Origin of the sequence: Streptomyces sp. NPDC059371 (assembly GCF_042751995.1) — a bacterium.
Taxonomy (GTDB): domain Bacteria; phylum Actinomycetota; class Actinomycetes; order Streptomycetales; family Streptomycetaceae; genus Streptomyces.
Genome location: NZ_JBHYXD010000028.1, coordinates 1 through 6,145, shown reverse-complemented (window position 1 = coordinate 6,145; position 6,145 = coordinate 1). Strand labels below are relative to the sequence as shown.

7 protein-coding genes are annotated in these 6,145 nt (G+C 69.7%); all 7 read right to left on the bottom strand.

The annotated features are described in order from the left end of the window. Positions 1–254 precede the first annotated feature (254 nt). Complete coding sequence (locus ACFXGX_RS18125; RefSeq protein ID WP_384791691.1) at positions 255–1,154, bottom strand: helix-turn-helix transcriptional regulator; 900 nt, start codon at positions 1,152–1,154, stop codon at positions 255–257. Between the two features lie 103 nt (positions 1,155–1,257). Further along, on the bottom strand, positions 1,258–1,611 hold the full coding sequence (locus ACFXGX_RS18120; protein WP_384791688.1) for a hypothetical protein: 354 nt from the start codon (positions 1,609–1,611) through the stop codon (positions 1,258–1,260). Positions 1,612–2,085: 474 nt separating this feature from the next. Continuing rightward, positions 2,086–2,292: a CHAT domain-containing protein gene (locus ACFXGX_RS18115; RefSeq protein ID WP_384791935.1), complete on the bottom strand. Its 207-nt coding sequence runs from the start codon at positions 2,290–2,292 to the stop codon at positions 2,086–2,088. Positions 2,293–2,426: 134 nt separating this feature from the next. Further along, positions 2,427–3,158: a DUF4839 domain-containing protein gene (locus tag ACFXGX_RS18110; RefSeq protein WP_384791685.1), complete on the bottom strand. Its 732-nt coding sequence runs from the start codon at positions 3,156–3,158 to the stop codon at positions 2,427–2,429. Positions 3,159–3,474: 316 nt separating this feature from the next. Next, positions 3,475–3,996, bottom strand: coding sequence for a single-stranded DNA-binding protein (locus ACFXGX_RS18105; protein WP_384791682.1), 522 nt, complete (start codon positions 3,994–3,996; stop codon positions 3,475–3,477). Positions 3,997–4,324: 328 nt separating this feature from the next. Further along, positions 4,325–4,705 carry a hypothetical protein gene (locus ACFXGX_RS18100; protein ID WP_384791679.1) on the bottom strand — a complete coding sequence of 127 codons (381 nt, stop codon included), beginning with the start codon at positions 4,703–4,705 and terminating at the stop codon, positions 4,325–4,327. Between the two features lie 1,001 nt (positions 4,706–5,706). Next, the gene (locus ACFXGX_RS18095; protein ID WP_384791676.1) at positions 5,707–6,000 is read right to left on the bottom strand and encodes a hypothetical protein; all 294 of its coding nucleotides are present in this window, start codon (positions 5,998–6,000) and stop codon (positions 5,707–5,709) included. Positions 6,001–6,145: the final 145 nt, after the last annotated feature.

The following is a 6,145-nucleotide window of genomic DNA, read 5'->3' as shown; positions in this document are numbered from 1 at the left end:
GCCAGAGACCGCGAACACCCCCCCCCCCCCACCCCGACCCCCCCCCCCCCCCCGCGGCGCCCCCCCCCCGCGGGGGGGGGGGGGCGGGGGGGCGCGGGGCCCCCCCGCCGCCCCCCCCCCCCCCCGGAGGGGTGGCTGGCCTCTCCATACCGGCCATCGTGCGGCGTCTGGCCCGCCGGGAGTTCGTCGATCCCTTAAACCAGAGGCCGCAGTCTTACGTTATCCCGCCTGCGATGCGGTCCAGCGCACTGCAATCAGGTGGGAGAGGAGCGGCGGGACGCCAGGTCCTCCAGGCGGGAGCGTTTCCAGCGCTGCTGACGGGGGCGGCCGCCGCTGCCGCGCCGGTACTCGTATCCGTCGCGCTGCTCGAGGTCGGGCAGGAGCCCGTGCCCGAGTGCGCTGATGAAACTGTCGGCGTTGCTGTACCCGAGGATGCGGGCTGCCTCGGCGGCGCCGACCAGGTCCTCGTTCTGATCGGCCGGCGGCAGCACTCCACGCTCGCGGGCGACAGCGACGACGGTCGCCCGACGCCACTTCTTGCGGCCCGGGCCGCGGCTGCCTTCCGCCTTCTGCAGGGCGTCCGGCTCGGGCAGTTCGGGGATGCGCCCCTGGTAGAGGGCGCTGGAGAAGGAAGCCGGACTTCCGTAACCGAGCAGCGCAGCGACCTCGGCCGTACCGAGCAGCTCGTCGGGGTCGCCGTTCGCCGATACCTCAGGCCGCTCTGCCGTCGGAGCGGAGCTGCGCCGGCCCTTGCCGGGGCGGCTGGCGACCCAGGCCACGATCGTGCCGCGGCGCCACATGGGGCCGTCGATGTCCTCGTCGGGCTCCGGGAAGTAACCAGGCCGGTCACGGAAGTAGCCGTCGATGGTCGAGGTGCGGGTGTAGCCGAGAAGCTGGGCCACCTCCCGCTTGGTCAATAGCTCGTCCTGGTCGGCATCGAGTACCGCAGCCGGCAGCGCGCGCTTCTTTGGGGCACGCCGGGCGAAGAACGCCTCGACTTCGGCGTAGCGCCAGAACCGCTTGCGGCCCTCGGTGTGCGCGACCGCGGGAAAACCGCTGTCCGGGTTGTTGCTCCAGTCGCTGACCCGAGGCTTGCTCGTGCCGAACTCGGACACGATCTGCGCAGTGTCCACGAGCCGGTCGGCAGAAGACATCAGGACCCCTTTGGAAGGATCAGCACGGCGGTGCCGGCACGAGTGCGACATGTTCGATAATGCCAAAGGGGTGGTTTGCTGTCCAGCTTGACGCCAAATCGGCCTACAGCACGTCCTCGCCCAGCAGACACACCCCGAAGTGCGTCGCCCGCTCCGCCAGCTCCGTGTATGCCATCGCCGCCGGCGAGGCATCCCACTTCATGAAGGCGAGCGCCGAGACCGCCTCGCTGCGCGTCATTCCTGCCTCCCACGGGATGCATGCAACGGTGCACTGTTCGGCGAGCTCGGCATCGGACAGACTCGTGGTCTCCCGGTCTACGCCGACCTGGACCTCGGCGACACCCTCGCACCAGGCGCGGTGACCCCTGGACAGCAAGTCGTGCAGCATGTCCGGGTCGCTCGTACACCGAGCCTGGACGGCGAGTTCGAGCAGCAGGGCGGTGGGGTTCGTCTCCATGGTCATCTCCTCCGTCCACTGTAGGGGCGCCTGCTGCGCAAAGGAGCACAGCGGCGGTCATCATCAGCACGGGAGAGTTTGCTTTGGGCGGCTTCGAGGCCGATCTCGAGTGCTTGGACCTTGTTGAGCCATCCGTTGGCGCAGGCCTTCTCGATAGGCCCTTCGAGGCTGCGGATGATCTCTTCCAGATGTCGGCGCTGCTGCGGGTCGACACGGAGCGGAGCCGGAGTGAGGATCCTGGCCGACCTTGGAGTTGCAGTCGCCTCCTTCGACCTGCGAGCCGAGAGGCCGACGGACGCACCGCATGGCAAGGAGAACATGACTTCCTCGTACTGGACGGCCGAGGAGTCCGCGGCCCGGGTATATCTGGTGGTCCCGGCTGCCGGGTCGATGCCGATCCCGGTGAGGGGCGATCGCTCGCTGGTCGCAGGCGGTTGGCTGGCGGCGAGCGACCAGACCGACCCGCAGTCTCGCTCACGGACCGTCGTGGACGAAGAGAACCCAGAGTGTCGGGTCCGTGGGGTGCCGGGCACGGAGTTCGCCGCCGGCGTGGTGCAGGGCCTTGGCCGTATTGGCGGAGGTTGGGCTGTCTAGACCGTTGAGGCGGCGGTAGAAGGCGGTGGCCACTTGGGACGCGGCCTGGTCGCTGATGGACCACAGGTTCACACGACGTGTCGGAATCCCGCGATGCCCACTGCGGCCGCGGTGTGCACGGCTTCGTCCGGGAGCGGCCCGGAGCCCAGACGACTCTGGCGTGGGGTATGGCCATGCGAGCCGGGCACACCGATCTGCGATGACGCGGATGCCCCTCTTGACTACCGGATTTTCGTCGAGATCGGGTCAAGGAAGAAAAGGCACTGCTTCGCGTTGAATTCGCCCACCTCGGCGATGAAACGGAACTTATCGCCTGCGTGGACGGTGGCGGGGACCTCCGCGCCGGTCAGGTTCAGGTCGCCGATGTTGACATCCTCGTACTTGAAGGCCGGGCCGATCCCCGTAGTCGGTCCCTTGTCGCCTGGTCCCAGGAGGAAGTCGTAGCGGGTGTCGTAGTCACCGTGGGGCGCCATGTCCACGATCGAGCCGTCGAAGGCAACCGTCTTGCCCTTGTACTTGGTTGCGAAGTCCAGGTTCGCGCTGTCGCACGAGTCCCGCGTCTTCAGCAGCGCCGCGAACTCCCGGTTGCTCTGAGAAGTGATCACGCCAGCGATAGCCGACCCGGGCGTGGTCGGAGTCGACGTGGCGGAAGGCTCTGCACTCGCAGTGGCCGCCGCCGGCTTGTTCGACTCGTCCTCCTTCTCACTGCCGCCCTCGAGTGCTGCGCCTACGCCGATAACGATGGCCAGGATCACGAGGCCGCCGATCGCAGTTCCGATCAAGAGCCGCGGCAGGGGCTTTTTCGGCCGGCGGAAGCCGAGGGTGGAGCGCAGCACGCCCTGGGCTTGTTCCACGAGCTCCCAGCCGTCCTTCTGCATCTTCGAGATCACCAAGCCGTCGGTGCCGCGAACAGTTTGCACGGTCTTGTATTCGTACTTGATCTCGTCGGCCATCCGGCTTCGCGCCCCCTAAATGAACTGTTCGTACCAACTATCTCGCGAGCATAGGTGGTTCTGAGGGGACTGCCGAAGTCGTCGCGATCGAGGCCAGCCTCGTTGGCGTCAGCAGGGAGTTCCTCGCGCGGCTTGTACTGGGCCAGACCTCCTCGGCACAGTGATGGGCGAGACGAGCGCCGACCTGGTGGGGCGGGAGGTGGGCGGCGAGCGTGGCGTGGGTGGCGCGCTCGGACAGGGCGGTGCCGGGCACTTCGTACGTCGGTGAAGGCGGTCGGCGGGCATGCCGGTGCCGCGATGGGGGCGTGTGGCGTGGTCAGCGGGCGGTGCGGCTGGGCTCGGTGACCGCGTCCCAGGAGCCGCGTGGGGGCGATTGCCACCAGTCGGCGGCCGGCGCGGCGGGAGCTGAGGTCGGGCGGACAGGTGCGGCGCGGTGTGCGGTGTCGGGAACGGAGGTCGCACGCGATGCCGGGGCGGGAGCGCGCCCGGCGAGGACGTCGGGCAGCGTGTCGTCGATGTAGGCGACGTGGTGGGCGAGGTCGATGCCGACCTGGGCGGAGTCGAGGTGGAGCAGGTTGTCGCGCAGGGACACGTTCCCAGTGACGATCACGTGGACGGCGTTGGTGAGGCACTCGGCGACGTGTCGGGCGAGCGGCCCGGTGACGGTGCAGATGACCGGGACCGGCTCGCCGTCGTGCCACTGTCCTCGGGCGCGGTCGTACTCGCGGGAAACCTGCATAACGGTGAACCGGGCGGCGGGTGTCCCGCGCCCGGTGTGGCGCAGCTGCACGGTCCCGTACACGCGGCCGCGGATGACAGCGGTGGTCTCTGCGCTCATGGACGTGCTCCTCGGTCGCGGCGAACGGTCTGGCGGTCCCTGAGCGCCACCCAGTTAAGTTCCGTAATACCTATATTGGGTCAGGTGTCGTTCCCCTTCTTTCAGCTGCGGGATTACTTGCTCCGTCGAGGGCGGCTTCGGCGGCTTACTCAGCTCTGGTCCCACCTCAACTCCTCGGGCAGGTTGGGGGGTCGGCACGGCCTGGGCTTCTCGTGCTCGGCGGCGGCGGTCGTGCTGGCGGAGGTCGTCCATTCCCGTGAGTTACGGGTGAGGACGAGTCGGAGAGGCAGGGGCAGGGTTCTTGTGCTGCCCCGGCCTGCAGGGCGAACTAGGAGACGGTCGGGGTATCGGTGAGCTCGATGGAGGCGGCCGGGACCTTAGCGAGCCGGTAGCGCTTCTCGTCCGTGCCGATGCGGAACCGGGTCCCGTTGTTCGGGTCCAGACGCAGCCGCTTGGTGGAGGCCTCGTCCAGCAGGAAGTCGAAGCGGGTGCCTGTGTGGTTGGGCTGCTGGACGGTGCCGGTCAGCAGGCGCAGGCAGGCCGGGCGGATGGTGGCGTTGATCCGCCCGATGCGGCCGGGCGTGATGACGAGGCGCTGCCCGGCGTCGAGCTGGAGCAACCGTTCTGTGGCTGGCTCCTGGACGATGGCCACGGACACGACGTCGGGCAGTTCGCGGATGAAGGCGCGGATCTCGGCAACGGTGGGCATGAGAAGGTCTTTCTCCTGTTGCGTGGGACGGGTGGGGGCGGCCCACGGGTCGTTGTACGTTCGCACGCAGGCACCGGTGAACTCGTCCACCAGGTCCCACCCTTCGCCCCCGGGGGGCAGGATTGATCCGGAACCGGGTGCCGGACTGGCCGGCCGGGGGCTTGGCGAAGAAGACGTGGCCGCTTCCCTGCGGCTCCGTCGTCGCCAGCCCGGCCCGGCGCAGAGCGTCGGCCATGAACGCTGCTACGGCGCGAGAGGGTCCGGCGAGCGTGTGCCACCAGGTGACGGCGCACCGGGACGCCAGCCCCAGGGGGCGCCGTACCGGCTTCTCGGAGATCACCACCACGCCGCGGGGGCGGTCGCAGAATCCGGCGAGGGCGGATTCGGCACGCCGGAAGGTGGCCGCCTGAGGGGCGGTGCGACCGCGTGGCTCGGCCAGGGCGACGGTGTGCGCGGGCAGCAGCCGTTGACGCATGTGGTCGGCCGTGTGCCGTGCGGTGGCTTTGGCTTGGGTCTCGCTGGGGCGCGGGCGGGGCCGGGCGGTGACTGTGATCGTCTGGACCTCGATGCGGTGCGCGGTGGCCTGCTCGGGCAGAACCGCGGTGACGGTGATCCGGGTCCGGGGGCTGTTGGGGGGCGAGTTCCAGGGCGCGGCCGTCGGCGTAGACGACACACACCCGGCCGGTGTCGCCGTCCTTCTCCGTATGGTCGGCGCCGAGCTGCTCGGCAACCGCGCGTGCGAGGGACTCAAGGCCGGCGGGAGGAGACAGTTCCATTGCTGGGCTCCATCGAGGGTGTGGTGTGGGCGGGGGAGTCGGCGCGGTGCGCCGAGGACGCAGGGGGTTTGGTGTCGCGCCGGGCGGCGTGGCGTTCGGCGTCGGCTCGCGCGTCCTCGGCGGTGTATCCGGTGTCGCACCAGGCGTGGCAGAGCTGTCCGGGCGGTGCGCCGCAGGTCTCGCAGCGCTCTTCGAAGTCCTGGGGCCTAAACGGCGGCGGGTTGTTCATGCCGGATGGTTCTTGATGTACTCCGCCACCAGGCGGGCGGACAGGATTGGGGTCGTCGTCACCAGTGCCGGGCAGCTGGCCTGCCAGATCCGTTGCGGACTGGAGGGGGAGATCTGGAAGTTGGTGGCCGGACTGATCCGCCACGTGCGTCCGTGCAGGTCGGTCACGGTGTAGGTGAGGTACTGCGGTTCGTCCTGGCGGCCGTTGCTGTTCCAGGCGAGGCTGGCAGCGGTCAGGGCGCCGCTGAGCTGGGCGCAGCGTTCTGGGGTGGCGTGCGCGAACGTTGCCACGGGTTGTCTCCTCGTGATCAGGGGTGAGAGCCGGGGGGGGGGGGGGGGGGGGCCCCCCCCCGCGCGCGCGCGCCCGCGCGCGCCGGGGGGTGGTCTGAGCGTCTTGGGCGGGGGGGGGGTCCAGAGGTGGAGGGGGGCCGCCCCC

Excerpts from the sequence above, each read along its gene's own strand:
- ACFXGX_RS18105 (WP_384791682.1), bottom strand. The coding sequence starts at position 3,996 with ATGAGCGCAGAGACCACCGCTGTCATCCGCGGCCGCGTGTACGGGACC.
- ACFXGX_RS18125 (WP_384791691.1), bottom strand. The coding sequence starts at position 1,154 with ATGTCTTCTGCCGACCGGCTCGTGGACACTGCGCAGATCGTGTCCGAG.
- ACFXGX_RS18120 (WP_384791688.1), bottom strand. The coding sequence starts at position 1,611 with ATGGAGACGAACCCCACCGCCCTGCTGCTCGAACTCGCCGTCCAGGCT.
- ACFXGX_RS18100 (WP_384791679.1), bottom strand. The coding sequence starts at position 4,705 with ATGCCCACCGTTGCCGAGATCCGCGCCTTCATCCGCGAACTGCCCGAC.
- ACFXGX_RS18110 (WP_384791685.1), bottom strand. The coding sequence starts at position 3,158 with ATGGCCGACGAGATCAAGTACGAATACAAGACCGTGCAAACTGTTCGC.